The following is a 26,590-nucleotide window of genomic DNA, read 5'->3' on the forward strand; positions in this document are numbered from 1 at the left end:
GACAGCCCGGCGGGATCAATCCTCGGGGCCGACCATCTGCTCGGGGCGGACGACGCGGTCGAATGTCTCGCCATCGACCAGACCCAAATTGATCGCTTCCTCGCGCAGGGTGGTGCCGTTCTTGTGCGCGGTCTTGGCCACCTTGGTCGCGTTGTCATAGCCGATGGTCGGCGCCAGCGCCGTCACCAGCATCAGCGATTCCTTCATCAGCTTGTCGATCCGCGGGATATTCGCCTGCGTGCCAACGACCATATTGTCGGTGAACGACCCCGCCGCATCGCCCAGAAGCTGCATGGATTGCAGCACGTTATAGGACATCATCGGGTTATAGACGTTCAGTTCGAAATGGCCCTGCGAACCGGCAAAGCCGATGGCCGCGTCATTGCCCATGACATGAGCGCAGACCATGGTCAGCGCCTCGGCCTGGGTCGGGTTGACCTTGCCCGGCATGATCGAGGAACCGGGTTCGTTTTCCGGCAGGATCAGTTCCCCCAGACCCGAGCGCGGGCCGGAGCCTAGGAGGCGCATGTCATTGGCGATCTTGAACAGGCTGGCCGCGACGGTTTTCAGCGCGCCCGAGAAAAACACCATCGCATCATGGGCGGCCAGCGCCTCGAACTTGTTCGGCGCGGTGACGAAAGGCAGGCCGGTAATCTTGGCGATTTCCGCCGCAATCGCGGTGTCCCAGCCCTTTTTCGTGTTCAGCCCGGTGCCGACCGCCGTGCCGCCCTGCGCCAGTTCATAGATATCGCCAAGCGCCAGCCTGACCCGCTCGATCCCCTTGGCGACCTGATGGGCGTAGCCCCCGAATTCCTGACCCAGGGTCAGGGGTGTCGCATCCTGCGTATGGGTGCGGCCGATCTTGATGATATCCTTGAATTCTTCGGATTTGGCGACCAGTGCACCATGCAGCTTTTCCAGCCCCGGAATCAGCACGTCGCGGGCATGCATGGCAATCGCCACATGCATCGCGGTCGGAAAGGTGTCGTTCGAGGACTGGCCCATGTTCACGTGGTCATTCGGGTGAACCGGCTGTTTCGAACCGAGTTCACCGCCCAGAATTTCAATCGCGCGGTTCGAGATCACCTCATTGGCGTTCATGTTCGACTGCGTGCCGGAACCCGTCTGCCAGACGACCAGCGGAAAGTTGTCGTCGAATTTGCCCGCCGCGACTTCCTGCGCGGCTTCGACCATGGCCTTGCCAAGCGTCGCATCCAGCTTGCCGGTGGCCATGTTCACCTGCGCCGCCGCCTGCTTGATGATGCCAAGCGCGCGGATGACCGGCACGGGCTGTTTTTCCCAGCCAATCGGAAAGTTCAGGATGGACCGCTGCGTCTGCGCGCCCCAGTATTTTTCGGAAGGCACTTCCAGCGGGCCGAAGCTGTCGGTCTCGGTGCGGGTCTTGGTCATGTCGGATATCCCTCACGGTTTCGTCAGGGGTTTTAGCGGCGGGTTCAGGGATCTGCAAATGGTATGCGAATGTATGCTGATGCAGCGCCAAACATCAGCGCCCATCCTGACGAAAGACATAGACCCGCGCCGGGGGCAGATTGGCCCAGATCCGGCGGCTTTTGACATGGGACAGGCCAAAACGCGCCCGCACCGCTTCGGACAATGGCGCGACCGGGCCATAGGTGATCTGCACGAAAGGCGCGCCGGGCTTCATCATGCGCAGCGCGGCGCCGACGATGGCGGCCTGCAATTCGTCGGGCATGGGCAGGGTCGGCACGCCCGAAATCACCGCATCCAGCCCGCTGCGCCCGACATTCACCATTTCCTGCGCGGGCAGATTATGGACCACGGTGCCCGGAAACCGCTGACGCAGCCGGGTGCAGAATGCCGCGTTCAATTCGTAAAGCTCCAGCCGTTCGGGGGCCAGCCCGCGCCCCAGAATGGCCCGGGTGATCGTGCCGGTGCCCGCGCCGATTTCGGCAACCGCGCCCATGTCGGGCGTCACCAGCCGCGCCATTTCGCGCACGGTGGCGCGGCCCGTGGGCGCAATCGCGCGGATTTCGGCGGGACGGCGCAGAAACTGGCCAAGGAACAGCGACAGATCGGACAAGGTTACCTCCAGCGTGGTGCTGGAACGCGGCCTATCGGGTCGAGGTGACAGGCAGGTGACGGATCACTTGCGCCACTTGTCCAGGCTGACGACCTCGCCCGAGGGACGCGGGCCTTCCTCGGCCTCGGTCATGTCGAGGTCATCGGCTTCCTCGTCTTCGTCTTCGTCCTCATCGTCATCGGTCTGGGCTTCGAAACGCAGGCCGAATTCGACCGAAGGATCGACGAAAGTCCGCAGCGAATCAAAGGGGATATACAAGGGCTCGGGCGAATTGCCAAAGTTCAGGGTGATATAGAAACCTTCGTCGTTGATTTCCAGACTGTCGAACCAGTGCTGGATGACGATGGTCATTTCCTCGGGGTAGCGTTCGCGCAGCCAGTCGGCGATTTCGACCTTTTCGTCGCGCGTGTCAAAGGTGATGAAGAAATGGTGTTCCCCCGGCAGGCCTTCGCTGGCGACATCGCGCAGGACATCCGCGATCAGCCCCTGCATGGCGCGGTGCATCATCCCGCCATAATCGATTCCGCGTGCCATGTTGCCCTCTCTCATCTCTTGCCGCCAGCATAGGGAATTGAGTGCGGTTGAAAAGCCCCGCCGAACGTGGCGGGTCACATCAATGCCGATCATTTCCGGCGCCGCTTGCCGCTGCGGAATCCGGGCGGGAAAACGGGGACAGACCGGTGGACAACCACGGGATCATGCGGCGCCGGGCCTGTGCATATCCTGTGGACAAATCCTGAAGGGAGGAAAGTGGCGCGGTTGACGGGGCTCGAACCCGCGACCCCCGGCGTGACAGGCCGGTACTCTAACCAACTGAGCTACAACCGCGCATTACTACGGGGGCGAACAGGGATGGTGGTGGCGCGGTTGACGGGGCTCGAACCCGCGACCCCCGGCGTGACAGGCCGGTACTCTAACCAACTGAGCTACAACCGCGCAGACCATCCTCTGGATCGCCGTCCAGAGTGAGGGGCTGTTTACGGATGACGATGCCACCCGTCAAGGCCGAAACCGAAAAAGAAAGGGGCGCCTGAACGCGGCGCCCCGATGATTGGCAAAACCGGCCCGAACCGGCTGGAAAACCGCAAAATCAGCGCAGAACGGTCGCCGGGTCGAAACTGGGCAGCGCCTCAAGTTCGGCCTTGGTGAAGCTGGTCGCGAACATCCAGTCCTCGCCGATGCGGATCTGGTGAATCGCATCCTTGCCCAGCAACACCTTTTTCGCGCCGATCCCCAGGAAGCCGCCGATATCGGCCAGAAAGCCCACGGTGTTCCCGTCTTCGTCCAGCACGATATCGTCCACCTTGGCGATATCCTGCCAGCCCTGCGGGCGTTCGGTCAGTTCGGGGTCGTTCCACGGGGTCGAGGACGGTTCATTCGTGGTCCAGATCCGGCGGCTGGTCACCCAGGAGCTGAGGATCCCCGGCTGAGTCGCCGAAATCGCGGGCGCCTGCACATCGGGCGCGACGACAGGTGCGGCGGCGGCGGCATCCTCGGCCGATTCGACCGCACCCTCGACAGCGGCCTCGGCATTCTCGGCGGCCTGATCGGCGGCAACGGCGGCATCCTGCGCCGCACCTTCGGCGGCTGCCGCCGCATCAGCCGCAGCGTCAGAGGTCGTCTCGGCAGCCTCATCGGCGGCGCGATCAGCCGCATCGGCGGCGTCCTGCGCCGCGTCCTCGGCGGCGACCGCCGCATCAGTGGCAGCGTCGGATGTCGCGGTCGCGGCATCGTCGGCGGCGGCATCCGCCGCGTCCGCCGCATCCTGCGCCGTCTCTTCGGCAGCGGTGGTCGCGTCACGCGCGGCGTCGCGCGTCGCGTCGATCGCGTCCTGTGTGCCTTCCTTGATCGCCGTGCCGGCGGCGCGGGCGGCATCGCCCGCCGCGCTGGCCGCCTCGCCCGCGGCACGCTGCGCCTCTTGCAGGGCGCTCTCGGCCTCGCTGCCCGTGGTCTGCTCTGTGCCCGTCGTCTGCTCTGTCTGGGCAAAGGCGGCGCCCGACAGGGCGAGGCTGGCGGCGGCAATGACAAATGCTTTGGCTTTCATCTGCTTCTCCTCATCAATTCCGGTCCTGGTCAATTTCGGGACGCACAGAGTTGCCTTGTGGCGATGCCCGCCCGAATTCCTGTCAAAACGTCCTGGGCCGGAGATTGTTCCCTGCCCGGCCGGTTGCGCGCCGTGTTCGACGTCAATCCGCCGATCCGGCCCAGCCCCGCCCATGCCGCCCTTGCGGGCCGATCCTGCGGCGCGGGGGATGGCTGATACGCCCCCCGCAAACCGCAGCCGGGGCGCCGGTCGTTTCCGGCCCGGATGTCGGTAACCCGTTGAGAACCCTGACCGCAAGCCAGCCAAAGGCCTGCGCTTCGAGCATATCGCCATCCAGCCCGATATCCTCGACCGGGGCGGTCTGAATGCCTTGCTCCGCGATGGTCAGCCGGCGCTGCAATGCCTGCATCAGCGCGCGATTGTAACGCCCGCCCCCGCAGACCAGCAGCCGGGCGGGCGGATGCGGCAGCCATTGCAGACCCGCAGCGACGGCGGCGGCGGCGGCCTCGGTCAGGGTGGCGGCGGCGGCGGCGTCGGGCAGATCTGCAACGGCCTGCGACAGCGCGGCGAAATCGTCGCGGTCCAGCGATTTCGGCGGCGGGCGGTGGAAGCAGGGATGGTCCAGAAAGTCGCGGATGATCGCCTGCTCCACCTGCCCGGTCAGGGCCAGCGCGCCGCCTTCGTCGCGTTCGCGCCGCGGCCGCTGGCGCATCAGGTCATTCACCGGCGCATTCGCGGGACCGGTGTCAAAGGCCAGACAGGCGCCGGGGGATTCAGGCGCAGCCGCACACGGATCGACCCATGTCAGATTGCCAACGCCGCCAAGGTTCAGGAAGGCCACCGGCGCCGGATCAAGCCGCCCCGCCCTGACCGCCCAATCGGCACAGGCCCAGTGGAAGAACGGCACCAGCGGCGCGCCTTCGCCGCCCTGACGGACATCTTCGCTGCGGAAATCCCAGACCACCGGGCGATTCAGCGCCCGCGCCAGCGCGGCACCATCGCCCGCCTGATGGGTGCCCTTGCCCCGTGGGTCATGGGCCAGCGTCTGGCCGTGGTAGCCGATCAGCCCGGCTTCGGGAAAATCCCGCGCCAGATCGGCATGGGCCGCGACCGAAAGCGCGGCGGCCCCGGCCACGTCGGGACCGCCCGGCCATTGCCCGAGCGCCGCGTGCAACAGCCCGGTTTCATTGTCCGAATAGCGGCGATAGGCGGCACGGCCAAAGCCCGCGATCCGCAGCCCGTCGGTTTCGATCATCGCCGCATCGACCCCGTCCAGCGAGGTCCCCGACATCATGCCCAGCACGCGCATCATTGCCATGGCTTTTCCTTTGCCCCCCGGCCCGGTATATCCCCGCCATTCGAAAGGAAAAGACGATGACATACCATGCCAAATCCGAATTCCTGCGCGTGATGATCGAACGCGGCTATCTGGCCGACTGCACCGATCTGCAGGCGCTGGACGATGCCCTCATCGAAGGCCCGGTGACGGCATATATCGGCTATGACGCGACGGCGGCCAGCCTGCATGTCGGTCACCTTCTGAACATCATGATGCTGCGCTGGTTCCAGAAGACGGGCCATCGCCCGATCACGCTGATGGGCGGCGGCACGACCAAGGTGGGCGACCCCAGTTTCCGCAGCGACGAACGCCCGCTGCTGGACGATGCCGCGATCCAGTCGAATATCGACGGGATGCAAAAGGTCTTTGCCCGCTACCTCGATTACAGCGATACCGGCGCGCGGATGCTGAACAATGCCGAATGGCTGGACGGGCTGAACTATCTGGAATTCCTGCGCGACATCGGGCGGCATTTTTCCGTCAACCGCATGCTGTCCTTTGAATCGGTGAAATCGCGTCTGGACCGCGAACAGTCGCTGAGCTTTCTTGAATTCAACTACATGATCCTGCAAGCCTATGATTTTCTAGAGCTTTACCGGCGCTACGATTGCCGGTTGCAGATGGGTGGCAGCGATCAGTGGGGCAATATCATCAACGGCATCGACCTGACGCGCCGGGTGCTGGACCGCGAGATCTTTGGCCTGACCTCGCCCCTGCTGACCACCTCTGACGGGCGCAAGATGGGCAAATCGGCGGGCGGCGCGGTCTGGCTGAACGGTGAAATGCTGTCGCCCTATGAATTCTGGCAGTTCTGGCGCAACACGACGGATGCCGATGTCGGGCGCTTCCTGAAGCTCTATACCGAATTGCCGGTCGAGGAATGCGACCGTCTTGGCGCGCTGGAAGGATCGGCGATCAACGATGCCAAGATCATTCTGGCCAATGAGGTCACGACCCTGCTGCACGGCGCCGAAGCCGCCGCCAGCGCCGAGGCAACCGCCCGCAAGGTCTTTGAGGAAGGCGGCGCGGGTGGCGATCTGGAGGTCGCGCTGATCGGCGCGGACGCGCTTGGCGCCGGCCTGTCGGTGGTGCAGCTGCTGGTCCAGACCGGCATCGCGCCTTCGGGCAAGGAGGCCAAGCGCCTGATCGCCGAGGGTGGCCTGCGGCTGAACAATGATGCGGTCGGCGATCCGCAGACCGTGATCGACGCGGCGGCGATCGGCGACGGGATGAAGGTCTCGGTCGGGAAGAAAAAGCACCGCATGCTGCGGATCGGATAGGGAAAGGGGCCGGGTTTTACCCGGCCTTGTTTATCCGTGCAGGGGTCGCCCGTTCCGGGGATCCCGGGCGTTTCGTCGCGAGCTGCGTTTTTGGGTATTTTCATGATGAAGAAATCCGGGCCGTGGGGGGCCGGGCCGCCCTGTTGCGATCATGCAAAGCACTGTCATGGATCGTTCAAGACTTGTCGTCCGGCGGGCCGTTAGCCTGATCCCGTTGCGGGCATCGCCCGCCGCTGCGGGGAGGAGGACCCCGCCATCAGGACATAACGGAGGACATCATGAATACAGCAATCGCCCGGCAGGAAGGCAAACCGGGCAGCAACCCGCCTGTGGTATTGGACGCGCTGGTCATCGGGGCTGGTGTGGCCGGGCTTTATCAGCTGCATCAGTTGCGTCGCGACGGGTTGCAGGTCGTGGCCGTCGATACTGCGGGCGATGTTGGCGGGACCTGGTATTGGAACCGCTATCCCGGCGCCAAGTTCGACAGTGAAAGCTATATCTATCAATATCTTTTCGACGAGGATCTATACAAGGGCTGGACCTGGTCCGAGCGTTTTCCGGCCAGCCGAGATCGAGCGCTGGATGCATTACATCACCGACCGGCTGGATCTGCGGCGCGACATCCGGTTTTCCACCACGGTCAGTTCAGCGGAATATGACGCCGGGCGCGGGCGCTGGACGGTGCGCACCGTGCAGGGCGATCTTTATGACGTGCAATTCCTGATCGGCTGCACCGGCATGCTGTCGGCCCCGCTGGAGAACCGCTTTCCCGGTCAGGCCAGTTTCAGGGGGCGGATGTTCCACACCGCCCGCTGGCCGCGCGAAAACCTGGATCTGGCGGGCAGGCGTGTCGGCGTCATCGGCATCGGCGCGACCGGCATTCAGGTCATCCAGACCATCGCCGACCAGGTGGGGGCGCTGACCGTTTTCGTGCGCACACCGCAATATGTCCTGCCCATGAAGAACCCGAAATACGGCCCCGAGGACGAGCGGCTCTACAAGGCGCGTTTCGACGAGCTGAAGGCCAATCTGCCCCATACCTTCACCGGCTTTGAATATGATTTCCGGCATGTCTGGGCCGATCTGACGCCCGAACAGCGGCTGGCCGTGCTGGAGGAGATCCATGCGGACGGCTCGCTGAAGCTGTGGCTGGCCTCTTTTGCCGAAATGTTCTTTGACGAAGCGGTCAGCGAGGAGATTTCCGAATTCGTGCGCGGCAAGATGCGCGCCCGGCTGAAGGATCCCGCGCTGATCGACCTGCTGGTTCCGAAGCCCGGCGATTACGGTTTCGGCACCCATCGCGTCCCGCTGGAGACGAATTATCTTGAGGTCTATCATCGTCCGAATGTCACGGCGGTCAGCGTCAGGGACAATCCGATTGCCGAAATCGTGCCCGATGGCATCAGGCTGGCCGATGGCACGGTGCACGAACTGGACGTCATCATCATGGCGACGGGCTTTGACGCGGGTTCCGGCGCCTTGTCGCGGATCGACATTCGCGGCCGCGACAACCGCAGTCTGGCCGAGGAATGGCGCCGCGACATCCGCACCACCTATGGCATGGCCAAGGAAGGGTTTCCGAACCTGTTCATGACCGGCGCGCCGCTGGCGCCTTCGGCGGCGCTGTGCAACATGACCACCTGCCTGCAACAGCAAACCGAATGGATCAGCCGCTGCATCAACGCGCTGCGCGCCTCTGGCAAGGCCGTGATCGAGCCGACCGTCGAGGGCGAGGAGGCCTGGGTCCGGCACCATGACGAGGTCGCGGACCAGAACCTGATTTCACGCACGAACAGCTGGTATGTCGGCGCGAACGTGCCGGGCAAGCCGCGTCGCGTCCTGTCCTATACCGGGGGCGTCGGCACCTATCGCCGGAAATGCGACGAGGCGGCGCAGGACGGCTATCGCGGCTTTGCCATCGCCTGACCTGAAAACCGGCCGGGATCGCGCAGGGCGGTCCCGGCGTCTCAGTTCAGCGAACGGCGATAGGCGGCCGGGGTCGCGCCCATGTCGCGCGCGAAAAGCCGGGTCAGATGGGCCTGATCGGTAAAGCCGCAGTCGCTGGCGATTTCCTTGATCGGGATCCGGGTGCCGACCAGCAACCGCTGCGCCCGCGCCAGACGCCGCGCCATGACAAAGGCATAGGGCGGGCTGCCGAAGCTGTGGCGGAACTGGCGGGCAAACAGGCACGGGGTCAGCCCAAGCTGTGCCGCCATCCCCGCCAGATCCAGCGATTCGGCAAGGTTGGCTTCGATATGGTCGCGGATCAGCCGTTGCTGGGACGGTGACAGGCCGGATTGTCGCGCGGACTTGCGCGAGTCGATCCGGGCGTAGCGGCGCAACAGGTGGATGATCAGCCCGCGCGCGATGGTTTCGACATAAAGCGGCCCGCCGATGGCGCGATGTTCGGCCTCGGTCGCGATGGCGGACATGGCGGCGGTCATCACCGGATCATCGGTGCGCAGGACATCGTCAAGCCGCACATCGGTGACCAGACAATCCATCACCTCGCTGGCGACATCGGCGACCATGGCCGCCGACAGATAGACATGGGTGACGTCGATCGGCGCGCTCCAGTTCCAATGGGCGCGTTGGGCGCGGGTCAGCAGAGAGGCCGCGCCCGGACCCAGATGGTCGCGGGTCCAGCGCCCCTCGAACCGGCGCTGCATGGGGGTGGCGCCGGTCCGATAGCCGACCAGCATGAAATCGCGCATGGCGGGCACGATCACATCCTGACCGGAGTAGTGGTAGGACCGCAGCGCGACCTGCTGCCAGCCAAGCCCGTCGCTGGCCAGCAGCACGCGGCCGGGAACCCAGGCCGGCAGGTCTTCGGGTGGGCAAAGCGTGGTCATCCGTCTCCTCCTTGTGCCGGGTGGCGGAAAGGCGCGCGCCCCTGTCCAGCAGGTCGTCGCGGTTCAGGCGGCAGAGGCCGGGACCAGCGCCCGGCAGACGGCCGTTTCGAAATCCAGATAGCCGCTAAAGGATACCGGATCGCCAAAGGGCAGGATCTGCGTCGCCCAATAGCCGCCGATGCCGTTCTGCCGGTCGATCCAGTAAAACAGATTCGCCAGCCCCGCCCAACCGATGGCCCCGGCAGGGCGGCCGGTCGGGGCGTCCTGTTCAACGGTCATGAAGCTATAGGACCAGCCTTTTTTCAGGCCGGGAAAGAATTCCGCGTCATGCGACAGCGACGGGATCACGCCCGGCAGCATGCCGACCTGCTGATGCGGCTCCAGCTTGTTCGTGACGGCCATGGCAACGGTTTCGGGGCGCAGCACCTGCCCGCCCGGCCCTGCCCCGTCGTTCAGCCACATGCGGATGAATTTCATGTATTCCGGCACGGTCGAATAAAGGCCGTGACCGCCGCAATCAACCTCTGGCTCGTCGGGGAAGAAGAAATTCATGTCGGACAGCCCGCCATCCGCCGCGCGGGCGTGAATGGATGCCGTGCGTTCGCGCATCGACGGCGTGCGGGCAAAGCCGATATCGACCATACCCAGGGGATCAAAGACCCGCTCGCGCAAGACCGCGCCAAGACGCTTGCCGCGGATCCCCTCGACCACCTGACCGACCCAATCGATATTGGTGCCATATTCCCATTTAGTGCCGGGATCGAACAGCAGCGGCGTTTCCAGCGCCGCCCGCGAACAGGTCACGACGCTTGGCTGGCCGTGATCGGCCGCCAGACGCGCATAGTTTTCGTTGAAGAAATCATAGCCGAAGCCGGCGGTATGGGTCAGCAGATGGCGCGTGGTGATATCGCTTTTGGGCGCGCGCAGGATCGGATCGCCCACCGCGTCGAAACCGTCCAGAACCTGCAGCCTGCCGATGGCCGGGGCATAGTCGCGGGCCGGGGCGTCCAGATCCAGCAGGCCGTCCTCGACGCATTGCAGGGCGGCGGTGCCGGCGATGGCCTTGGTGGTGGAAAAGATCGCAAAGACGGTATCTTCGGTCATCGCTGCGCCGCCCATGACGCGCGCGCCCGCCGCGCCGGAATAGATATCGCCCTGCCGGTCGGTGACCATGGCGACGACGCCCGGCACCTGCCGGCTGCCCTGGACAACACCGTTCAGGACCGCGTCCAGCGTGGTTTTCAGATCGGCCATCACTTTCTCCTGTTCACAGACGACATTCCGACAGGATGCGCCGCCGCCATCCGCATCGCCATTCGTGATCGGCAGCGCCCGTTCGGGATCGGAAGGCGACTGGCCCCTTCACCCCGCGCCCTTCACTCCCGCTTCCGTGCGGCGGCAAGGGTGCGGGCGGGCAGTTCGCCGAACCATTCGCGATAGACCCCGGCCAGCGCGCCCAGATTGACATAAGCCCCAGTCATGCGCGATCGAGGTTACCGTATCGCCGGGCAGCGGATTTTGCAGCGCCGCCCGCAGCCCTTCCAGCCTGCGGGCGCGCAGGAATTCGCGCGGGGTCATGCCGCGAAAACGGCGGAAGCCTTCGGACAGGGTGCGGACCGAGACACCGACGCGGCTGGCGATGTCGCTCATGCTCGGGGGATCGCGGGCTTCGCGCGCCATGATTTCCTCGGCGGCGCGGACATGGCGCGGCGCCGCCGCCCGCGCGCCGTCGCGCAGATTGACGCCTGCGCCCTCGGCCCAGATCTGCAACAGGTCCATGCAGATCAGTTCTTCGAGATGCCGGGCCATCAGGGGCGCGCCCCGGACACGGCCGCTGGCCTCGACCGACTGGACGACATAGGTCAGCAGCGCCTGCCAGCGCGAACCGCTGCCGCCAAAGGCAAGGCGCTGCGTCCACAGCCGGTCATCGGGCACGAAACCCAGCCAGCGCAGGGCGATTTCGGCCATGACGTCATGGGGAATGGTCAGGTTCAGTTGCAGGTGATCGCCGTCGCCATCCAGCCAGTAATCGGTGCGCGAACAATCGACGACGAAGCTGTCACCGGCCCGCGTCGTCGCCTGACCGCGCGCATCCTGTTTGTGCCGCAGCGCGCCCCGGATCGTGTTCAGCACCAGAATATTGCCCGCATCCGGGTCGAACCGGTCCAGATGGATCGGCACGCCGTAGGAAAACCGCGTCATGGTGATGCGCCCGACCTGCGCCATATGCATCACCGCAGCCGGTTCCAGGTGCCGCGCGCCGGGGCGGACACGATAGGGCATATAGACCCTGCGGCAGAAGTCCTGCACCTCGTCCCAGTCACGCGACGAGGTCGGGCCGTCCTGCCGGATCGGGCGCCCTTCGGCATCCGTCAGCAATGCCTGTTCAAGAATAGCAACCGCTCCCAGAGTTCCGTCCCCGATGGGGCAAGGTTAGCAGAGCGGCGCGGTTTTCCTACAGCCAATATGGGCCAGACCGGCCTGCCCGGCCGCCCGCATCTAATTTTCAAGATTTTTTTGACACAGAATTCCGATTTCACGACTTGCCGTCGGCGCGGCGACATGGTCCTGCTATGCAGGGCGGCGCCGCCCCACATATTTGGCCAAATTTACCGGAGAGACTGCGATGCGCTACAGCCGCGACCTGATTGGATATGGCGAACATGCGCCCGACCCGAAATGGCCGGGTGGCGCCCGCATCGCGGTGCAGATCGTCCTGAACTACGAAGAGGGCGGCGAGAACAGCATCGAACATGGCGATGCCGCGTCCGAGGCCTTTCTGTCCGAAATCATCGGCGCCCAGCCCTGGCCGGGCAAGCGTCACTGGAACATGGAATCGATCTACGATTACGGCGCACGGGCCGGTTTCTGGCGTCTTTACCGGATGATGCAGGACATTCCCGTCACCGTCTACGGTGTCGCGACCGCGCTGGAACGCAGCCCCGAACAGGTCGCCGCCATGCAGCGCGCGGGCTGGGAAATCGCCACTCACGGGCTGAAATGGATCGACTATCGCGACGTCCCGCGCGAGGTCGAGGCCGAACATATCGCCCGCGCGGTCGAGCTGCACACCTGCGTCACCGGCGAACGGCCGCGCGGTTTCTATCAAGGGCGGACCTCGATGAACACGGTCGCGCTTGGCTGCGAGGAAGGCGGCTTTGAATATCTGGCCGACACCATCGCCGACGACCTGCCCTATTGGCATGTCCACAACGGCAAGCCGCAACTGATGGTGCCCTATACGATGGATGCCAATGACATGCGCTTTTCCAGCGGTCAGGGCTTTGGCACCGGAGTCGAATTCTTTGACTATCTGCGCGACAGCTTCGATGTGCTTTACGCGGAAGGCGAGGCCGGGGCGCCGAAGATGATGTCGATCGGGCTGCATTGCCGTCTGGCCGGGCGTCCGGGCCGGGCCATCGCCGTGCAGAAATTCATCGAACACGCCCGCGCCCATGAGGGGGTCTGGTTCGCCAGCCGTCTGGATATCGCCCGCCATTGGGCGGAAACCCATCCCTTCACGCCCCGTCAGCGCCCGTCCGAAATGTCGCGTGACGATTTCGTGGCGCGATTCGGCAGCATCTATGAACACTCGCCCTGGATTGCCGAACGGGTCTGGGACGGCGAAATGGGCGCGGTGCATGACACGCCGGGCGGTCTGGCCGCGTGCATGGCGCAGGTCTTTCGCGCCGCCAGCGACGCCGAGCGCCTTGGCGTCCTGAACGCCCACCCCGATCTGGCCGGCAAGCTGGCCGAGGCAAAACGCCTGACCGCCGAAAGCACCTCGGAACAGGCCAGCGCCGGACTGGACGCGCTGACCGATGCCGAGCGCGCCGAATTCCAGCGCCTGAACGCGGCCTATGTCGCCAAGCACGGTTTCCCCTTCATCATCGCGGTGCGCGACCATGACAAGGCCGGGATCATGCGCGCCATGCAATCCCGGCTGGACAATGATACCCCGGCCGAGCGCGGCGAGGCCGAACGTCAGGTTGCCCGCATCGGCGCGCTGCGCCTGACCGACGCCCTGAAATGACCAGCGAACCAACCCGCGCGCCGTCACGCCGCGCATATTCCGGATAGCCCTGCCATGACCGAAAAACCGCTCGATAGTGCACCGCAGCGCCCCGCGCCGACCTATGCCGGCCCCGTCGCGGGCCTGCCGCCGCAAACCGGCCTGACCACCGATACCGCCGTCTTTACCGAGGCCTATGCGGTCATCCCCGGCAGCGTCATGCGCGATATCGTGACCAGTTATCTGCCGAACTGGGACGGGATGCGGATGTGGGTTCTGGCCCGCCCGCTCAGCGGTTTTGCGGAAACCTTCAGCCAGTATATCGTCGAACTGGCCGAGGGCGGCGGCAGCGACAGCCCCGATGACGACCCCGAAATCCAGCACGCGATTTTCGTCACCGGCGGCGATATCGGGCTGGTGATCGACGGGGCCGAACATCTGCTGACGCCCGGCGGCTTTGCCTATATACCGGCAGGCAGCCAATGGCGGATCCGCAACCGCACCAGCGGCACCGCCGGTTTTCACTGGTGGCGCAAGCGTTACGACCGGGTCGAAGGCGTCGACCGTCCCGATCCGATCATCGTGCAGGAACAGGATATTGCGCCCGCCCCCATGCCCGACACCAACGGGGCCTGGGCCACGACGCGCTTCATGGACCCGGCGGATCTGCGCCATGACATGCATATCACCGTCGTCACCTTCAAGCCCGGCGGCTCGATCCCCTTTTCCGAAACCCATGTCATGGAACACGGGCTGTTCGTGCTGGAGGGCAAGGCGGTCTATCGCCTGAACCGTGACTGGGTCGAGGTCGGGCCGGGCGATTTCATGTGGCTGCGCGCCTTCTGCCCGCAGGCCTGCTACGCGGGCGGCCCCGGCCCCTTCCGCTACCTGCTGTACAAGGACGTCAACCGGCACGCCAAGATGCTGTAAAGCGGCGGCAATCCGTCGATCGGCACATCAGGGCAACCGGGCCATTCCCTAGCTGGCCCGGTTGTGGCATCACGGGCAAGAATGTCCCGGCCCCGCGCCGCCAGCCGGGTTGCCGGACTGTCCTGGGAGAGAGCAGCGGATGCAAAACCTGCCACGCCACGCGGCGCTGTTCGCCGCTGTCCTGACCGCTTTTTGCGCGGGCGCCGCCCTGCCCGCCCATGCCCAGGACATGACGCATTCCGAACCCATGCTGCCGGATGATGCGACGCGCATCGCCGCGGTATCCGGCACGCTCTTCGACACGACCGGGGCGCCGGTGCTGGGCAACCCCGAGGGCAGCATCACGCTGGTCGAATTCTTTGACTACAACTGTCATTTCTGCCGCCGCAACCTGACCTCGGTCGAAAATCTGGTGGCCGGGGATGGGCGTATTCGCGTCATCCTGCGCGAATGGCCGATCATGGGGGCGGATTCGGTCGCGGTTGCGCGGCTGTCGCTGGCCAGCCGGCTTCAGGGCAAATATGCCGAATTCCACCACGCGCTGATGGCGCAGCGTGGCAAGGCCAACCGCGCGCTTGCCCTGCGCATCGCGCGCGAGATCGGGCTGGACAGCGACAGGCTGGAACGGGATGCCGCCCAGCCCTGGGTCGACCGCCATCTGGAACAATCGCTGGAGATGGGCCGGGCGCTGGACCTGCGCGGCACACCCAGCTGGATCATCGGCGACCGGGCGATTTTCGGTTTCATGTCCGGGGGCGACCTGCAAGAGGTTCTGGCCGAAACCCCGGCAGAGACGCTGACCGACCCCCGGACAGACGCCCAATAGAACGGGCGCCCGACACGGAAAAAAGGCCGACACCCTGCGGTGCCGGCCCCCTGGGGATCAGGCGAGACCGCCCGCACCCCTGTTCCGCAGCCCTCTATTCCGCAGTCTGGGCATCCTTGGACGCGCCCAGATTCAGAAAGGCGACATGCGCATCGACATCGGGCGAATTGCCGTCAACGGTTTCCAGCGCACCCGTCGCCTCGTCATAGACCAGCACGATGCCCTGACCGTTCAGCGTGCCCGCGACATTGATCTTGCTGTCGGCGCGGGTGACGACGATATCGCTCAGCTCGGCCTGCGTCATCTGTTCGACAACGGCCTCATCCGCCATGGGACCGGCGGCATAGGCCACGCCCGCCCCCATCATCACGGCGGCAACCGCGCCCGCGCGGGCCAGACAAGCGGTCGATTTCAACATTCTGGTGAACATGACAACCTCCTGTTTCATGATCAACCAGACAACGCGGGCGACCTTCGCCGGTTTCGGGGGGTGCCGCCAACGTGAAGGTCACCCAATATCGCGTGAGCACTCAGCCCGAGATTTCGACGCCCATATGTTTGGCCACGGTAAAGATATCCTTGTCGCCGCGCCCCGACAGGTTGACGACCATCAGGTGATCGCAGGGCAGCGTCGGCGCCAGTTTCTGAACATGGGCCAGCGCATGGCAGGGTTCCAGCGCGGGGATGATGCCTTCGGTTTCGCACAGCAACTGGAATGCGCCAAGCGCCTCGGTATCGGTGACGCTGACATATTCGGCCCGCCCCTGATCGTGCAGAAAGGCATGTTCCGGCCCGATGCCGGGATAGTCCAGACCGGCGCTGATCGAATGGCCTTCAAGGATCTGGCCTTCGTCATCCTGCAGCAGATAGGTGCGGTTGCCATGCAGCACGCCGGGACGGCCGCCCGACAGGCTGGCGCAATGCTGCACGCGGTCGTCGACGCCCTTGCCGCCCGCCTCGACCCCGATGATCCGGACCGAGCGTTCGTCGATAAAGGGATAGAACAGCCCCATCGCATTCGAGCCGCCGCCGATCGCCGCGACGACGCTGTCGGGCAGGCGGCCTTCCTGCTGAAACAGCTGCTCGCGGGTTTCGCGGCCGATGATCGCCTGAAAATCGCGCACCATCGCCGGATAGGGATGCGGCCCCGCGACCGTGCCGATACAATAGAAGGTGTCGCGCACATTGGTCACCCAATCGCGCAGCGCGTCGTTCATCGCGTCTTTCAGCGTGCCGCGACCCGAGGTGACGGGCACGACCTCGGCCCCCAGCAGGCGCATGCGGAAGACGTTGGGCGACTGGCGTTCGACATCGGTCGCGCCCATGTAGACCACGCATTTCAGCCCGAAACGCGCGCAGACGGTGGCCGTCGCGACGCCATGCTGGCCCGCGCCGGTTTCGGCAATGATCCGGGTCTTGCCCATGCGCCGCGCCAGCAGGATCTGGCCCAGCACATTGTTGATCTTGTGGCTGCCGGTGTGGTTCAGTTCTTCGCGTTTCAGATAGATTTTCGCGCCGCCAAGGCGTTCGGTCAGGCGCGGCGCGTGGTAAAGCGGGCTGGGGCGGCCGACGTAATGGGTCCACAGATCCTGCATTTCGGATGCAAAACCCGGATCGGTCTTGGCGCGCTCATATTCAGCCTGCAGGTCCAGGATCAGCGGCATCAGCGTTTCGCTGACGAAACGGCCGCCGAAAATACCGAAACGTCCCTGTTCGTCGGGGCCGTTCATGAGGCTGTTCGGAAGATCTTCGGCCATGGTGTTTTCCCCGTCAAAACCGGCCCGTCATCGCGCGGGTCCGAAACCGTTTCATAGCGGTGTTCGGCAAGCGGGTAAAGCCGGGGCCGGCCCCGTCACCGCGCCCCTGCGTGGTTTGGGGGATGGGTTTTCAGCCCCCCGCCGCCGCGATAAACGCACGGATCCGCGCGATATCCTTGACCCCCGGCGCGCTTTCGACCCCGGACGAGACATCGACAGCCGATGCCCCGGTCAGCCGGATCGCCTCGGCCACGTTATCGGGGGTCAGGCCGCCCGCCAGCATCCAGGGCTTCAGCCAGCGCCGCCCGACCAGCAGCCGCCAGTCAAAGGCCAGCCCGTTGCCCCCCGGCAGCGCCGCATCGGGCGCGGGCTTGGCATCGACCAGCAGCATGTCGGCGACAAGGCCGTAATCCCACAGCGCATTCAGATCCGCAGGCCCGGCCACGCCCACCGCCTTCAGCACGGGAAGGCCGGTCAGCGCCTTGACCTCGGCCACGCGGGCGGGGGGTTCGGCGCCATGCAACTGCACCAGATCCAGCGGCACCGCGTCCAGAACCGTGCGGAGTTCGGCATCGCTCGGGTTCACGAACAGCCCGACCCGCGCCACCCCTTCGGGCACCAGACGGGCCAGTTGCGCGGCCTGATCGACCGCGACATGGCGCGGCGATTTCGGGAAAAAGACAAATCCGGTGAAACGCGCCCCGGCCTGAACCGCAGCGGTCAGGGATTGCGGTTCGGACAGGCCGCAGATCTTGACCGAGGCGCGGCGTGGCGCGCTCAATTCCGGACGGGCGGCAGCGCCGCGGCGGCGGGACGACCCGTGGCCGCCGGGCCATCGACGATGGCCAGTATTTCGTCGCGCGGCGCGGCATGGGCGTCACGCAGCTGCGCGACCTCGCGCTGCAGCTTCTGCACCTCGGACGCCTTGCGGTTCGCCTCGGCACGGATCGCCGATTCGCGCAGCCATTCCCAGATGAAGCCGATCAGGACGCCGAACAGGATGGCCAGAAACAGCGCCAGAAAGACCGGCATGGTCAGCGACCATGTACCGCCCAGATATTGCCCGAAATTGGCGGGAAACAGGCTGATCGTGACCAGCACCCGGTTCGCCATGGCGATCCCGATCAGGACGATGGCCAATAGGATCACGAAGGCCAGGCGGATCGCGCGCATGATGTCACCTCTGTCGTCAATGCGCGCTCAATCTGGCCTATTCGGCGGCGCCGTTCAACCTGTCGCGAAGCAGTTTGCCCGTCTTGAAAAACGGAACCGCCTTTTCCTCGACGCTGACCGCATCGCCCGTGCGCGGGTTGCGCCCGGTGCGCGCTTCGCGCTTTTTCACGGAAAACGCGCCAAAGCCACGCAGCTCCACCCGGTCGCCGCGCGCCATCGCGCCAATGACCTCTTCGAAGACCGTGTTCACGATGCGCTCGACATCGCGCTGGAACAGATGCGGGTTTTCTTCAGAGATCTTCTGGATCAGCTCGGATCGGATCATGTTTTAACCTTGCCAAAGTAACCTGCAGAGAACGCGAGCATAAACCTCTCGCGTTCTCAATCAAGGGACCAACATTCAAACTGTCTATCGGGTTGCATGAAATCGCCGCCCAATCGACATGAATTGCCGGGTTCCCATAAAAAACCCGGCCGCGCATCCGCACGGCCGGGTCGTGAGCGGCCTGCCGGGACCGGGCCATGCGGGTTGCATGGCCAGGCCCCTCAGCCTCAGTTCCGGTTCTTGAGCGCAGCGCCCAGGATGTCGCCAAGCGACGCGCCCGAATCCGAGGAGCCGTATTGTTCGACGGCCTCTTTTTCTTCGGCGATTTCGCGTGCCTTGATCGACAGGCCCAGACGGCGGGTCTTGGCGTCGATGTTGGTGACGCGCGCATCGACGCTGTCGCCGACCTCGAAACGCTCGGGGCGCTGGTCCTGACGGTCGCGGGCCAGATCCGAACGGCGGATGAACGACTTGAAGCCGTTGTATTCCACCTCGATGCCGCCGTCTTCGATCGCGGTAATCGACACGGTGACGACATCGCCGCGCTTCACGCCATCGACAGCCTCGGCCATCGTGTCGTTTTCCAGCGCCTTGATAGACAGGCTGATGCGTTCCTTGTCGGTGTCGACTTCCTGAACGGCCGCGCGGACGGTGTCGCCCTTGCGGAAGTCCTGGATCGCGTCTTCACCACGGGCATCCCAAGAGATGTCCGACAGGTGGACCATGCCGTCGATATCGCCGTCCAGACCGATGAACAGACCGAATTCGGTGATGTTCTTGACTTCACCCTCGATGACGGTGCCGGCGGGATGGGTTTCGGCGAACACTTCCCACGGGTTGCGCTGCGTCTGCTTGATGCCAAGCGACACGCGGCGTTTCGCCTCGTCGATTTCCAGGACCATGACTTCGACTTCCTGCGAGGTCGAGACGATCTTGCCCGGATGGACGTTTTTCTTGGTCCAGGACATTTCCGAAACGTGGACCAGACCTTCGACACCGGCTTCCAGTTCGACAAAGGCGCCGTAGTCGGTGATGTTGGTCACGCGGCCCTGATGGACCGAACCGATCGGGAATTTGTTGCCCACGGTATCCCACGGATCGGCCTGAAGCTGTTTCATGCCCAAGCTGATGCGGTGGGTGTCCTTGTTGATCTTGACGACCTGAACCTTGACGGTTTCGCCGATCGACAGGATTTCCGAAGGATGGTTGACGCGGCGCCATGCCATGTCGGTGACGTGCAGCAGGCCGTCAACGCCGCCCAGATCAACGAAGGCACCGTATTCGGTGATGTTCTTGACCACGCCCTCGACCGTCTGACCTTCGGTCAGGTTGGCGATGACTTCGGCGCGCTGTTCGGCGCGGCTTTCTTCCAGAATGGCGCGGCGCGAGACGACGATATTGCCACGGCGACGGTCCATTTTCAGGATCTGGAAGGGCTGTTTCAGACCCATCAGCGGGCCTGCGTCGCGCACGGGGCGGACATCAACCTGGCTACCGGGCAGGAAGGCGACAGCGCCGCCCAGATCGACCGTGAAGCCGCCCTTTACGCGACCAAAGATCGCGCCTTCGACGCGTTCCTCTGCGGCATAGGCTTTTTCCAGACGGTCCCAGGCTTCTTCGCGGCGGGCCTTCTCGCGCGAGATCGAGGCCTCGCCACGGGCGTTCTCGACGCGGTCCAGGTAAACCTCGACCTCATCGCCGACAGCGATGGTGGGCGCTTCACCGGGGTTTGCGAATTCTTTCAGATCAACGCGGCCTTCCATCTTGTAGCCGACGTCGATGATGGCCTGGCCTGCCTCGATGGCAATGACGCGGCCTTTGACAACCGAACCTTCGTCCGGGGTGTCGATCTCGAAGCTTTCTTGCAGAAGGGCTTCGAATTCCTCCATCGCAGTTTTAGTGCTCATACGAACAGTTTTTCCTTTGCATGTGTTTTCTGGCCATGCGGTTGGCTCCGCCGGTCTTTATGACGCCCGGAAAGCTTGGGTTTCGCGATGCACAAAGGGTCGCGGCACAGGCCCGACCCTTCATATACAGCGGCCGGTTCTGGCCCCATCATTCCCTAGACTGGGGCCACATAGACCCAAAGCGCCTGTCTGGCAAGGGTTTGGCGCATGGGACGGGGTTTTCAGCGCCCTGCCGCCAGCCCCGCCCGGATCTCTGCATCCAGCAGCACGACCAGCTCGGCGACCGGCAGGGCGCGGGCGCGGGCGGCGCCGGTTCCGGCCCAATGGGCGGCGTAATCGGGCGCGCCACCGGCGGCGGCATTCAGTTGCTTCGCGGCATCATAGGCGATCGGGTAATCCGGCACGGGCGGGGAGTTGGGGTCCGCGCCAAGCGCCGTCAGCCGGTTTTCCAGCCCCCGCGCCGGGCGGCCCGATATCGCGGGTGTCATCACGGTCGCGCGGCTGGTCAGCCCGGCGCGATGCTCTGTGCTGGCTGCGGATTCCGGGCAGGCCAGAAAGGCCGTGCCCATCTGCACCGCAGGCGCGCCCGCGCGCAGCCAATGCGCCGCATCCGCCCCGTCCATGATGCCGCCCGCCGGGATCAACGGCAGGCCAAGCGGCTGCAACACCGCTATCAGATCCGCCGTGGACTGCCGCCCATCCGCCTGCGAGGGATCGAAAACACCGCGATGCCCGCCTGCCTCGAACCCCTGCGCGACGATACCATCCAGCCCGGCAGCCTGCGCCGCCCGCGCCTCGGCCCATGATGTCGCGGTCGCCAGCAGCAAGGCACCGCCGTCGCGCAGCGCGGCGATGCGGCTGGCGTCGGGGATACCGAAATGAAAGCTGACGACGGCAGGGCCTGCATCCAGAACGGCGGCCAGCATCGCGTCGTCATGCAGGAATGTGGGATAGATTTCACGCAATATGGCCGGGGGCGTCGCGCCAAACCGCGCGAATTCCGGGGTCAGATAGTCCAGCCATGTTGCCTCTCGGGCCGGGTCGGCCTGCGCCGGGGCGTGGCAGAACAGGTTGACGCCATAGCGGTTCGAGCCGATGCGCGCGGCCACCTCTGCCATCATCGCGCGGGCCTGATCCGGGGATGATGCCCCCAGCCCAAGCGCGCCAAGCGCCCCGGCAAGGCTGGCCCCCGCCGCCAGTTCAGGCGTCGCAATCCCCGCCATCGGCGCCTGAATGACCGGCACCGCCAGATCGCCAAGGCGAAAGGCCGCGCTCATGCCCCCGCCCCTTTTACCAGCGCAATCGCGTGGACAACGGCATCGTCGATGCTCATCCGGGATGTATCCAGCAGCACGGCATCATCGGCGGGGCGCATCGGCGCCACATCGCGCGCCGCATCACGGGCGTCGCGTTCGCGCAATTCGCGCAGGATCTGCGCCGGGTCCGCGCCCAGTTCCAGCGCCCGGCGGTGGGCGCGGATCTCATCGCTGGCGGTGACATAGAGCTTGATCTCGGCCTCGGGGCAGATGACCGTGCCGATATCGCGGCCATCCAGCACCGCGCCGGGATCCTGACGCGCGAAGCGGCGCTGAAAATCGACCAGAGCGGCGCGCACCAGAGGGATGGCCGCCACCCGCGATGCCGCCTGCCCGGCTGCGGCCGTGCGCAGATCATCGCGGGCCAGATCGGCGGGCGACAGATCCAGCGCGGCCTGCACCGGATCGCCGCCCCTTGCCCCGACCGCACGGTAAAGCAGGCCGGTATCCAGATGGGCAAAGCCGAAATGCCCCGCCAAGGCGCGGGCAATCGTGCCCTTTCCCGAAGCGGCGGGTCCGTCGATGGCGATGGTGAAGGGCATGGGGATTCCTATACGATGGCCGTCCCGGAAAAGGGCGTCCGGAATTCTTTGCATGCCGGGGGGCGAAAGGTCCAGCACCTGCCAGCCCGCGCATGGCGACTGTCCGGAAATGTCGCGCCCGACAGCCGGGAACTGCTGCAGCCCGTGGCTGGAAATCCGCGACATCGCCCCGGAATCAACCCTGCCGGGCTCTGATCTCTGCGGGATTTCGGGCAAAGATCAAAAGAGCCGGTCGCGCGAGAAGGTAGCCCAACGAAAAAACGCCGGCCCAGGAGGACCGGCGTTTCGATGGTAATAAGGCGCGGGATCGGATCAGGCGCCGGCCATGGTCTTGGCGACCTCGGCGGCGAAATCCTCTTCCTTCTTTTCGATGCCTTCGCCGACTTCGACGCGGGCATAGCCGGTCACTTCGACGCCCGCATCAGCCGCGGCCTGCGCGACGGTGACATCGGGGTTGATGACGAATTTCTGGCCCAGAAGCGTGACTTCCTCCAGGAATTTCGCCATGCGGCCCTCGATCATTTTCGCGATCACGGCTTCGGGCTTGCCCGATCTGCGGGCCTGTTCGGTCAGCACGTGCTTTTCACGCTCGACCAGGGCCGGGTCCAGATCGGCTTCGGACAGCGAGGCCGGGTTGGTCGCGGCGATATGCATCGCGATCTGCTTGCCGATTTCCTCGGCCTTGGCCTTGTCGCCTTTCAGCGCGACCAGAACGCCGATCTTGCCCATGCCTGCGGTCGCGGCATTGTGGACATAGGACACGACGGTGTCGCCTTCCAGAACGTGCATCCGGCGCAGGGTCATGTTTTCGCCGATGCGCGCGATGGCTTCGGTCAGGACCTCGTCGACGGTCTTGCCGTTCAACTGGGCCTGGCGCAGCACTTCCAGATCCTGGCCGGTGGTCAGCGCCAGATCCGAGATTTCGCGGACGATTTTCTGGAAATCGGCGTTCTTGGCGACGAAATCGGTTTCCGAGTTCAGTTCGATCGCGACACCGCGGCCATCGGTGACAGAGACGCCCACCAGACCCTCGGCAGCGACGCGACCCGATTTCTTGGCAGCTTTCGCCAGACCCTTGGTGCGCAGCCAGTCAACGGCGGCTTCCATGTCGCCATCGGTTTCGGTCAGTGCCTTCTTGGCGTCCATCATGCCTGCGCCGGTCGATTCGCGCAGCTCTTTCACCATCGCAGCGGTGATAGCCATCGGATGTCTCCTTGGTTCGCTTTTCAATGCGTCAGGCGGGGTTAGCCCCGCCTGATGTCAATTCCGTGAATGCAGTCCGCGCGATCAGGCGTCGGCCGTGACTTCTTCGACGGTGTCGATCAGTTCCTCGGCCGGCGCATCGGCCAGAGCGCCGAGATCGACGCCAGCAGCACCCATCTGGGCCGACATGCCGTCCAGAGCCGCACGGCTGACAAGATCGGCATAGAGCGCAATGGCGCGGGCCGCGTCGTCGTTGCCGGGGATGACATAGTCAACGCCCTTGGGCGAGCAGTTGGTGTCGACAACCGCGACGACCGGGATGCCCAGCTTGTTGGCTTCCAGGATGGCGAGGTCTTCCTTGTTGACGTCGACCACGAACAGCATGTCCGGCAGGCCGCCCATGTCGCGGATGCCGCCCAGGCTGGCCTGCAGCTTGGCCTGTTCGCGTTCCATGCCAAGACGCTCTTTCTTGGTCAGGCCCTCGGCGCCCGCACCCAGGGTTTCGTCAATGGCCTTCAGGCGCTGGATCGACTGCGAAACGGTTTTCCAGTTGGTCAGCGTGCCGCCCAACCAGCGGTGGTTCATGTAGTATTGCGCCGATTTTTCCGCAGCTTCGGCGATCGGGCGCTGCGCCTGACGCTTGGTGCCGACGAACAGGATGCGGCCGCCTTTTGCAACGGTGTCACGCACGACTTTCAGCGCCTGTTCCAGCATGGTGGCGGTCTGCGTCAGGTCGATGATGTGGATGCCGTTGCGGTCGCCGTAGATATACGGTGCCATGCGGGGATTCCAGCGCTGAGTCTGGTGGCCATAGTGAACGCCAGCTTCCAAAAGCTGACGCATCGAGAAATCGGGAAGCGCCATATTCGTTCCTTTCCGGTTTGCGCCTTGGCGGGGCTTTCAGGGCAGATGCCCCAACCGGTGGACCTTGTGACGGATGTCTCCCGTCAGGGCCCGACCCCGCCTGTGAAGTGAGCGCCACATAATCCGGTCCGGGACGGATTTCAACCCCAATTGCAGCGCCGGCGCGGGAAACGGGACCGGCGACGAAAACATCGCGCGCCTCAACCCTTGCTTAACGGATTTGCGGCAATAAGGGAAACGACCCGGCAATCTCGCCGGAAACGCAACCCGCCCGCCGTGGCGTGACCGGAATGATGTGACCATGCCAATCAGCATCCTGGCCGTGGATGACAGCCGCGCGGCGCGCGACATGATGCGCCTGTCCCTTTCGTCTGCGGGGATGGCGGTGACCCTGGCCAGCAACGGGATCGAAGGGCTCAAGGCACTGGAAGGGATGAACCCGGACGTGATCCTTGTCGATATCCATATGCCCCGCCTGGACGGTTTCGGCTTTATCGAGGCGGTGCGGAAAATCGACCGGCTGCGCGGCATCCCGATTCTGGTCGTTACCTCGGAATATGCGCCGGAACTGAAATCGCGGGCGCGCAATGCCGGGGCGACGGGCTGGATCAGCAAGCCCTTTGACCCGCAAAAGCTAATCAAGACGATCCATGTCGTCACCCGCTGACGCCCCGGGTCCGGCCAGCGTCTCGCCGTCATGGTCGATGGCCAGCCGCTTTTGCGCCCGCGCGCCCAGTTCGCGCAGCATTTCCGCCTGGCGGATGACATTACCCGAACCGCGGGTCAGCCGGTCGATGGCCGTGGCATGGCTTTTCTGCGCACGATCCAGCTGGACGCCGACATCTTCGATGGCAGAGACGAAGCCATGCAGCTTGTCGTAAAGCTGCCCCGCCCGCGCCGCGATCTGCATGGCATTGGATCTGCGCCGCTCGACCGTCCAGATGTGATCGACCGTGCGCAGGGTCAGCATCAGGGTCGTGGGCGTCGCCAGCCCGACCCGCTTTTCCATCGCGAAACGGGCAAGGTCGGGATCGACGCGCAACGCCTCGGAAAAGGCGCCTTCGATGGGGATGAACATCAGGACGTAATCGACAGAACCCTCGTCCAGCGCCTGATATCCCTTGCCCGACAGGCCGGTGACATGGGCGCGCAGGGCCGCGACATGGCGTTTCAGCGCCGCATCGGCGATCGGCGCATCATCGGCATTGACCGCTTCTTCATAGGCGGTCAGGGACACCTTGCTGTCGATCACCAGCACCTTTTTCTGCGGCAGACGCACCGTGACATCGGGCCGCCAGCGTTTGCCCTGCTCATCCGTCACGCTGTCCTGCGCGGTATAATGGATGCCCTGTTCCAGCCCCGATTCTTCCAGCAGGCGGGCAAGGATCATCTCGCCCCAGGCACCCTGTTTCTGGCGGTCGCCTTTCAGCGCGCGGGTCAGCGCCACCGCCTCGCGAGAGATGTCTTCGGACCGTTTGTGCAGCGTCTCGATCTGTTCGCGCAGGCGGGCGCGTTCCTCATCGGTCTGCTTGTTGCGGGTCTGAAGCTCGGTCTGGAAACGGTGAACCTGATCGCGAAAGGGGGTCAGCAGCGCCGACAGCTGTTCGCCGTGACGCTTTTGCATGTCCTCGCCCTGACGGCGCAGGGTCTCATCGGCCATCAGGCGGAAATTCCGGCTCATTTCCTCGCGCAGTTCGCGCAGGGTGGCGATATCGCGCTCGGCGGTCTCGCGATCCTTGTCGGCGGCCAGACGGGTTTCGGCCAGTTCGCGCTGCAGGGCGGTTTCGGCCTGACGCTGGCCGTGCAGCGCATCGGCCAGACCGTCGCGCTCATCCATCAGCTCGCGCAGCCGGTCGGCCTGCACGGCACCGGCGCTTTCCATCCGCGCGATGCGCAGCTCATGGGCGCGCGCACATTCCGCCGATTGCGCAAGATCGGCCTGCAAACCGGCGATCTGCCCGGCCCGCGCCTGCAGGTCGGCCGTCAGCGCATCGGCGCGCGCCGCCTGATCCCGCAGCAGCCCCGCCGCCCGGCGTTCGCGCCAGAACAGGACGGCCAGCACAAGCAGCACCGCCAGCAGCAGCCCCTGCAGATGGGAAGCATCCTCCAGCCAGGCAGAGATCTGCGTGGAAAGCGTCGGGTCCATATGATATCGCCT

General features: G+C 64.9%; 26 protein-coding genes and 2 tRNA genes. 7 read left to right on the forward strand and 21 right to left on the reverse strand.

From position 1 onward, the window contains the following. Positions 1-15 precede the first annotated feature (15 nt). The 7 genes from fumC to PE067_RS04060 all read right to left on the reverse strand — a co-directional run bounded on the left by fumC (position 16) and on the right by PE067_RS04060 (position 5,424). A complete protein-coding gene (gene fumC / locus PE067_RS04030) occupies positions 16-1,410 on the reverse strand; it encodes a class II fumarate hydratase (RefSeq protein WP_276187942.1) in 1,395 nt (464 codons plus the stop codon). Between the two features lie 94 nt (positions 1,411-1,504). Further along, the gene (locus PE067_RS04035) at positions 1,505-2,062 is read right to left on the reverse strand and encodes a methyltransferase type 12 (RefSeq protein ID WP_276187943.1); all 558 of its coding nucleotides are present in this window, start codon (positions 2,060-2,062) and stop codon (positions 1,505-1,507) included. 63 nt (positions 2,063-2,125) lie between these two features. Further along, complete coding sequence (locus tag PE067_RS04040; protein WP_276187944.1) at positions 2,126-2,596, reverse strand: ClpXP protease specificity-enhancing factor SspB; 471 nt, start codon at positions 2,594-2,596, stop codon at positions 2,126-2,128. A gap of 217 nt (positions 2,597-2,813) precedes the next feature. Further along, positions 2,814-2,890, reverse strand: a tRNA-Asp gene (locus tag PE067_RS04045). 31 nt (positions 2,891-2,921) lie between these two features. Then, positions 2,922-2,998: transfer RNA gene (locus PE067_RS04050), tRNA-Asp, on the reverse strand. Positions 2,999-3,152: 154 nt separating this feature from the next. Then, entirely contained in the window at positions 3,153-4,106 is a 954-nt protein-coding gene (locus PE067_RS04055; protein WP_276187945.1) for a PRC-barrel domain-containing protein, read from the reverse strand. A gap of 142 nt (positions 4,107-4,248) precedes the next feature. After that, positions 4,249-5,424, reverse strand: a complete 1,176-nt coding sequence (locus PE067_RS04060; protein ID WP_276187946.1) for an anhydro-N-acetylmuramic acid kinase — start codon at positions 5,422-5,424, stop codon at positions 4,249-4,251. A gap of 56 nt (positions 5,425-5,480) precedes the next feature. On the opposite strand from PE067_RS04060, the gene tyrS reads away from it, so the two are divergent. The 3 genes from tyrS (at position 5,481) to PE067_RS04075 (ending at position 8,651) form a co-directional block, all read left to right on the forward strand. Further along, the gene (tyrS, locus tag PE067_RS04065) at positions 5,481-6,725 is read left to right on the forward strand and encodes a tyrosine--tRNA ligase (protein WP_276187947.1); all 1,245 of its coding nucleotides are present in this window, start codon (positions 5,481-5,483) and stop codon (positions 6,723-6,725) included. Positions 6,726-7,003: 278 nt separating this feature from the next. Next, positions 7,004-7,384 (forward strand): NAD(P)-binding protein, encoded by a 381-nt coding sequence (locus tag PE067_RS04070; protein ID WP_276187948.1) that lies wholly within the window; start codon positions 7,004-7,006, stop codon positions 7,382-7,384. Then, positions 7,308-8,651 (forward strand): NAD(P)/FAD-dependent oxidoreductase, encoded by a 1,344-nt coding sequence (locus PE067_RS04075; RefSeq protein WP_276187949.1) that lies wholly within the window; start codon positions 7,308-7,310, stop codon positions 8,649-8,651. Before PE067_RS04070 ends, PE067_RS04075 begins: the two co-directional genes overlap by 77 nt. Positions 8,652-8,692: 41 nt before the next feature. Here the strand turns inward: PE067_RS04075 and PE067_RS04080 are convergent, their stop codons facing one another. The 3 genes from PE067_RS04080 to PE067_RS04090 form a co-directional block, all read right to left on the reverse strand. After that, on the reverse strand, positions 8,693-9,577 hold the full coding sequence (locus PE067_RS04080; protein WP_276187950.1) for an AraC family transcriptional regulator: 885 nt from the start codon (positions 9,575-9,577) through the stop codon (positions 8,693-8,695). A 63-nt stretch (positions 9,578-9,640) separates the two neighbouring features. Further along, on the reverse strand, positions 9,641-10,831 hold the full coding sequence (locus PE067_RS04085; RefSeq protein WP_276187951.1) for a serine hydrolase: 1,191 nt from the start codon (positions 10,829-10,831) through the stop codon (positions 9,641-9,643). Positions 10,832-10,939: 108 nt separating this feature from the next. Continuing rightward, a complete protein-coding gene (locus PE067_RS04090) occupies positions 10,940-11,956 on the reverse strand; it encodes an AraC family transcriptional regulator (RefSeq protein ID WP_276187952.1) in 1,017 nt (338 codons plus the stop codon). Between the two features lie 247 nt (positions 11,957-12,203). On the opposite strand from PE067_RS04090, the gene puuE reads away from it, so the two are divergent. The 3 genes from puuE (at position 12,204) to PE067_RS04105 (ending at position 15,345) form a co-directional block, all read left to right on the forward strand. Continuing rightward, positions 12,204-13,610 (forward strand): allantoinase PuuE, encoded by a 1,407-nt coding sequence (gene puuE, locus PE067_RS04095; RefSeq protein ID WP_276187953.1) that lies wholly within the window; start codon positions 12,204-12,206, stop codon positions 13,608-13,610. Positions 13,611-13,664: 54 nt separating this feature from the next. Then, complete coding sequence (locus PE067_RS04100) at positions 13,665-14,519, forward strand: bifunctional allantoicase/(S)-ureidoglycine aminohydrolase (protein ID WP_276187954.1); 855 nt, start codon at positions 13,665-13,667, stop codon at positions 14,517-14,519. Between the two features lie 139 nt (positions 14,520-14,658). After that, positions 14,659-15,345 carry a DsbA family protein gene (locus PE067_RS04105; protein WP_276187955.1) on the forward strand — a complete coding sequence of 229 codons (687 nt, stop codon included), beginning with the start codon at positions 14,659-14,661 and terminating at the stop codon, positions 15,343-15,345. Between the two features lie 94 nt (positions 15,346-15,439). Here PE067_RS04105 and PE067_RS04110 read toward each other — a convergent pair whose 3' ends face one another. From PE067_RS04110 to rpsB, 10 genes are all read right to left on the reverse strand, one after another. Beyond that, positions 15,440-15,775, reverse strand: a complete 336-nt coding sequence (locus tag PE067_RS04110; RefSeq protein ID WP_276187956.1) for a hypothetical protein — start codon at positions 15,773-15,775, stop codon at positions 15,440-15,442. Between the two features lie 100 nt (positions 15,776-15,875). After that, complete coding sequence (trpB, locus tag PE067_RS04115; RefSeq protein ID WP_276187957.1) at positions 15,876-17,102, reverse strand: tryptophan synthase subunit beta; 1,227 nt, start codon at positions 17,100-17,102, stop codon at positions 15,876-15,878. A gap of 130 nt (positions 17,103-17,232) precedes the next feature. After that, positions 17,233-17,883 (reverse strand): phosphoribosylanthranilate isomerase, encoded by a 651-nt coding sequence (locus tag PE067_RS04120; protein ID WP_276187958.1) that lies wholly within the window; start codon positions 17,881-17,883, stop codon positions 17,233-17,235. Then, a complete protein-coding gene (locus PE067_RS04125; protein WP_276187959.1) occupies positions 17,880-18,275 on the reverse strand; it encodes a LapA family protein in 396 nt (131 codons plus the stop codon). Before PE067_RS04125 ends, PE067_RS04120 begins: the two co-directional genes overlap by 4 nt. Positions 18,276-18,312: 37 nt before the next feature. Then, a complete protein-coding gene (gene ihfB, locus PE067_RS04130) occupies positions 18,313-18,600 on the reverse strand; it encodes an integration host factor subunit beta (RefSeq protein WP_276187960.1) in 288 nt (95 codons plus the stop codon). 227 nt (positions 18,601-18,827) lie between these two features. Beyond that, positions 18,828-20,507 (reverse strand): 30S ribosomal protein S1, encoded by a 1,680-nt coding sequence (gene rpsA, locus PE067_RS04135; protein ID WP_276187961.1) that lies wholly within the window; start codon positions 20,505-20,507, stop codon positions 18,828-18,830. A 221-nt stretch (positions 20,508-20,728) separates the two neighbouring features. Then, the gene (locus PE067_RS04140) at positions 20,729-21,784 is read right to left on the reverse strand and encodes a nitronate monooxygenase (RefSeq protein WP_276187962.1); all 1,056 of its coding nucleotides are present in this window, start codon (positions 21,782-21,784) and stop codon (positions 20,729-20,731) included. Continuing rightward, entirely contained in the window at positions 21,781-22,365 is a 585-nt protein-coding gene (locus PE067_RS04145; protein ID WP_276187963.1) for a d(CMP) kinase, read from the reverse strand. The genes PE067_RS04140 and PE067_RS04145 overlap by 4 nt, the downstream gene beginning before the upstream one ends. Before the next feature lie 312 nt (positions 22,366-22,677). Further along, positions 22,678-23,568 carry a translation elongation factor Ts gene (tsf, locus tag PE067_RS04150; protein ID WP_276187964.1) on the reverse strand — a complete coding sequence of 297 codons (891 nt, stop codon included), beginning with the start codon at positions 23,566-23,568 and terminating at the stop codon, positions 22,678-22,680. 84 nt (positions 23,569-23,652) lie between these two features. After that, positions 23,653-24,432, reverse strand: a complete 780-nt coding sequence (gene rpsB, locus PE067_RS04155) for a 30S ribosomal protein S2 (protein WP_276187965.1) — start codon at positions 24,430-24,432, stop codon at positions 23,653-23,655. A gap of 301 nt (positions 24,433-24,733) precedes the next feature. Between rpsB and PE067_RS04160 the strand changes: the two genes are divergently transcribed. Continuing rightward, on the forward strand, positions 24,734-25,099 hold the full coding sequence (locus PE067_RS04160) for a response regulator (protein WP_276187966.1): 366 nt from the start codon (positions 24,734-24,736) through the stop codon (positions 25,097-25,099). Here the strand turns inward: PE067_RS04160 and rmuC are convergent. After that, positions 25,067-26,578, reverse strand: coding sequence for a DNA recombination protein RmuC (rmuC, locus tag PE067_RS04165; RefSeq protein WP_276187967.1), 1,512 nt, complete (start codon positions 26,576-26,578; stop codon positions 25,067-25,069). The two genes, PE067_RS04160 and rmuC, sit on opposite strands and share 33 nt — an antisense overlap. Between the last annotated feature and the right edge of the window lie 12 nt (positions 26,579-26,590).

Source organism: Paracoccus sp. DMF-8 (assembly GCF_029309835.1).
Lineage (GTDB): Bacteria > Pseudomonadota > Alphaproteobacteria > Rhodobacterales > Rhodobacteraceae > Paracoccus.

Excerpts from the sequence above, each read along its gene's own strand:
- fumC (WP_276187942.1), bottom strand. The coding sequence starts at position 1,410 with ATGACCAAGACCCGCACCGAGACCGACAGCTTCGGCCCGCTGGAAGTG.
- PE067_RS04040 (WP_276187944.1), bottom strand. The coding sequence starts at position 2,596 with ATGGCACGCGGAATCGATTATGGCGGGATGATGCACCGCGCCATGCAG.
- PE067_RS04055 (WP_276187945.1), bottom strand. The coding sequence starts at position 4,106 with ATGAAAGCCAAAGCATTTGTCATTGCCGCCGCCAGCCTCGCCCTGTCG.
- PE067_RS04060 (WP_276187946.1), bottom strand. The coding sequence starts at position 5,424 with ATGGCAATGATGCGCGTGCTGGGCATGATGTCGGGGACCTCGCTGGAC.
- tyrS (WP_276187947.1), top strand. The coding sequence starts at position 5,481 with ATGACATACCATGCCAAATCCGAATTCCTGCGCGTGATGATCGAACGC.
- PE067_RS04070 (WP_276187948.1), top strand. The coding sequence starts at position 7,004 with ATGAATACAGCAATCGCCCGGCAGGAAGGCAAACCGGGCAGCAACCCG.
- PE067_RS04075 (WP_276187949.1), top strand. The coding sequence starts at position 7,308 with ATGCATTACATCACCGACCGGCTGGATCTGCGGCGCGACATCCGGTTT.
- PE067_RS04080 (WP_276187950.1), bottom strand. The coding sequence starts at position 9,577 with ATGACCACGCTTTGCCCACCCGAAGACCTGCCGGCCTGGGTTCCCGGC.
- PE067_RS04085 (WP_276187951.1), bottom strand. The coding sequence starts at position 10,831 with ATGGCCGATCTGAAAACCACGCTGGACGCGGTCCTGAACGGTGTTGTC.
- puuE (WP_276187953.1), top strand. The coding sequence starts at position 12,204 with ATGCGCTACAGCCGCGACCTGATTGGATATGGCGAACATGCGCCCGAC.
- PE067_RS04100 (WP_276187954.1), top strand. The coding sequence starts at position 13,665 with ATGACCGAAAAACCGCTCGATAGTGCACCGCAGCGCCCCGCGCCGACC.
- PE067_RS04105 (WP_276187955.1), top strand. The coding sequence starts at position 14,659 with ATGCAAAACCTGCCACGCCACGCGGCGCTGTTCGCCGCTGTCCTGACC.
- PE067_RS04110 (WP_276187956.1), bottom strand. The coding sequence starts at position 15,775 with ATGTTCACCAGAATGTTGAAATCGACCGCTTGTCTGGCCCGCGCGGGC.
- trpB (WP_276187957.1), bottom strand. The coding sequence starts at position 17,102 with ATGGCCGAAGATCTTCCGAACAGCCTCATGAACGGCCCCGACGAACAG.
- PE067_RS04125 (WP_276187959.1), bottom strand. The coding sequence starts at position 18,275 with ATGCGCGCGATCCGCCTGGCCTTCGTGATCCTATTGGCCATCGTCCTG.
- ihfB (WP_276187960.1), bottom strand. The coding sequence starts at position 18,600 with ATGATCCGATCCGAGCTGATCCAGAAGATCTCTGAAGAAAACCCGCAT.
- rpsA (WP_276187961.1), bottom strand. The coding sequence starts at position 20,507 with ATGAGCACTAAAACTGCGATGGAGGAATTCGAAGCCCTTCTGCAAGAA.
- PE067_RS04140 (WP_276187962.1), bottom strand. The coding sequence starts at position 21,784 with ATGAGCGCGGCCTTTCGCCTTGGCGATCTGGCGGTGCCGGTCATTCAG.
- PE067_RS04145 (WP_276187963.1), bottom strand. The coding sequence starts at position 22,365 with ATGCCCTTCACCATCGCCATCGACGGACCCGCCGCTTCGGGAAAGGGC.
- tsf (WP_276187964.1), bottom strand. The coding sequence starts at position 23,568 with ATGGCTATCACCGCTGCGATGGTGAAAGAGCTGCGCGAATCGACCGGC.
- rpsB (WP_276187965.1), bottom strand. The coding sequence starts at position 24,432 with ATGGCGCTTCCCGATTTCTCGATGCGTCAGCTTTTGGAAGCTGGCGTT.
- PE067_RS04160 (WP_276187966.1), top strand. The coding sequence starts at position 24,734 with ATGCCAATCAGCATCCTGGCCGTGGATGACAGCCGCGCGGCGCGCGAC.
- rmuC (WP_276187967.1), bottom strand. The coding sequence starts at position 26,578 with ATGGACCCGACGCTTTCCACGCAGATCTCTGCCTGGCTGGAGGATGCT.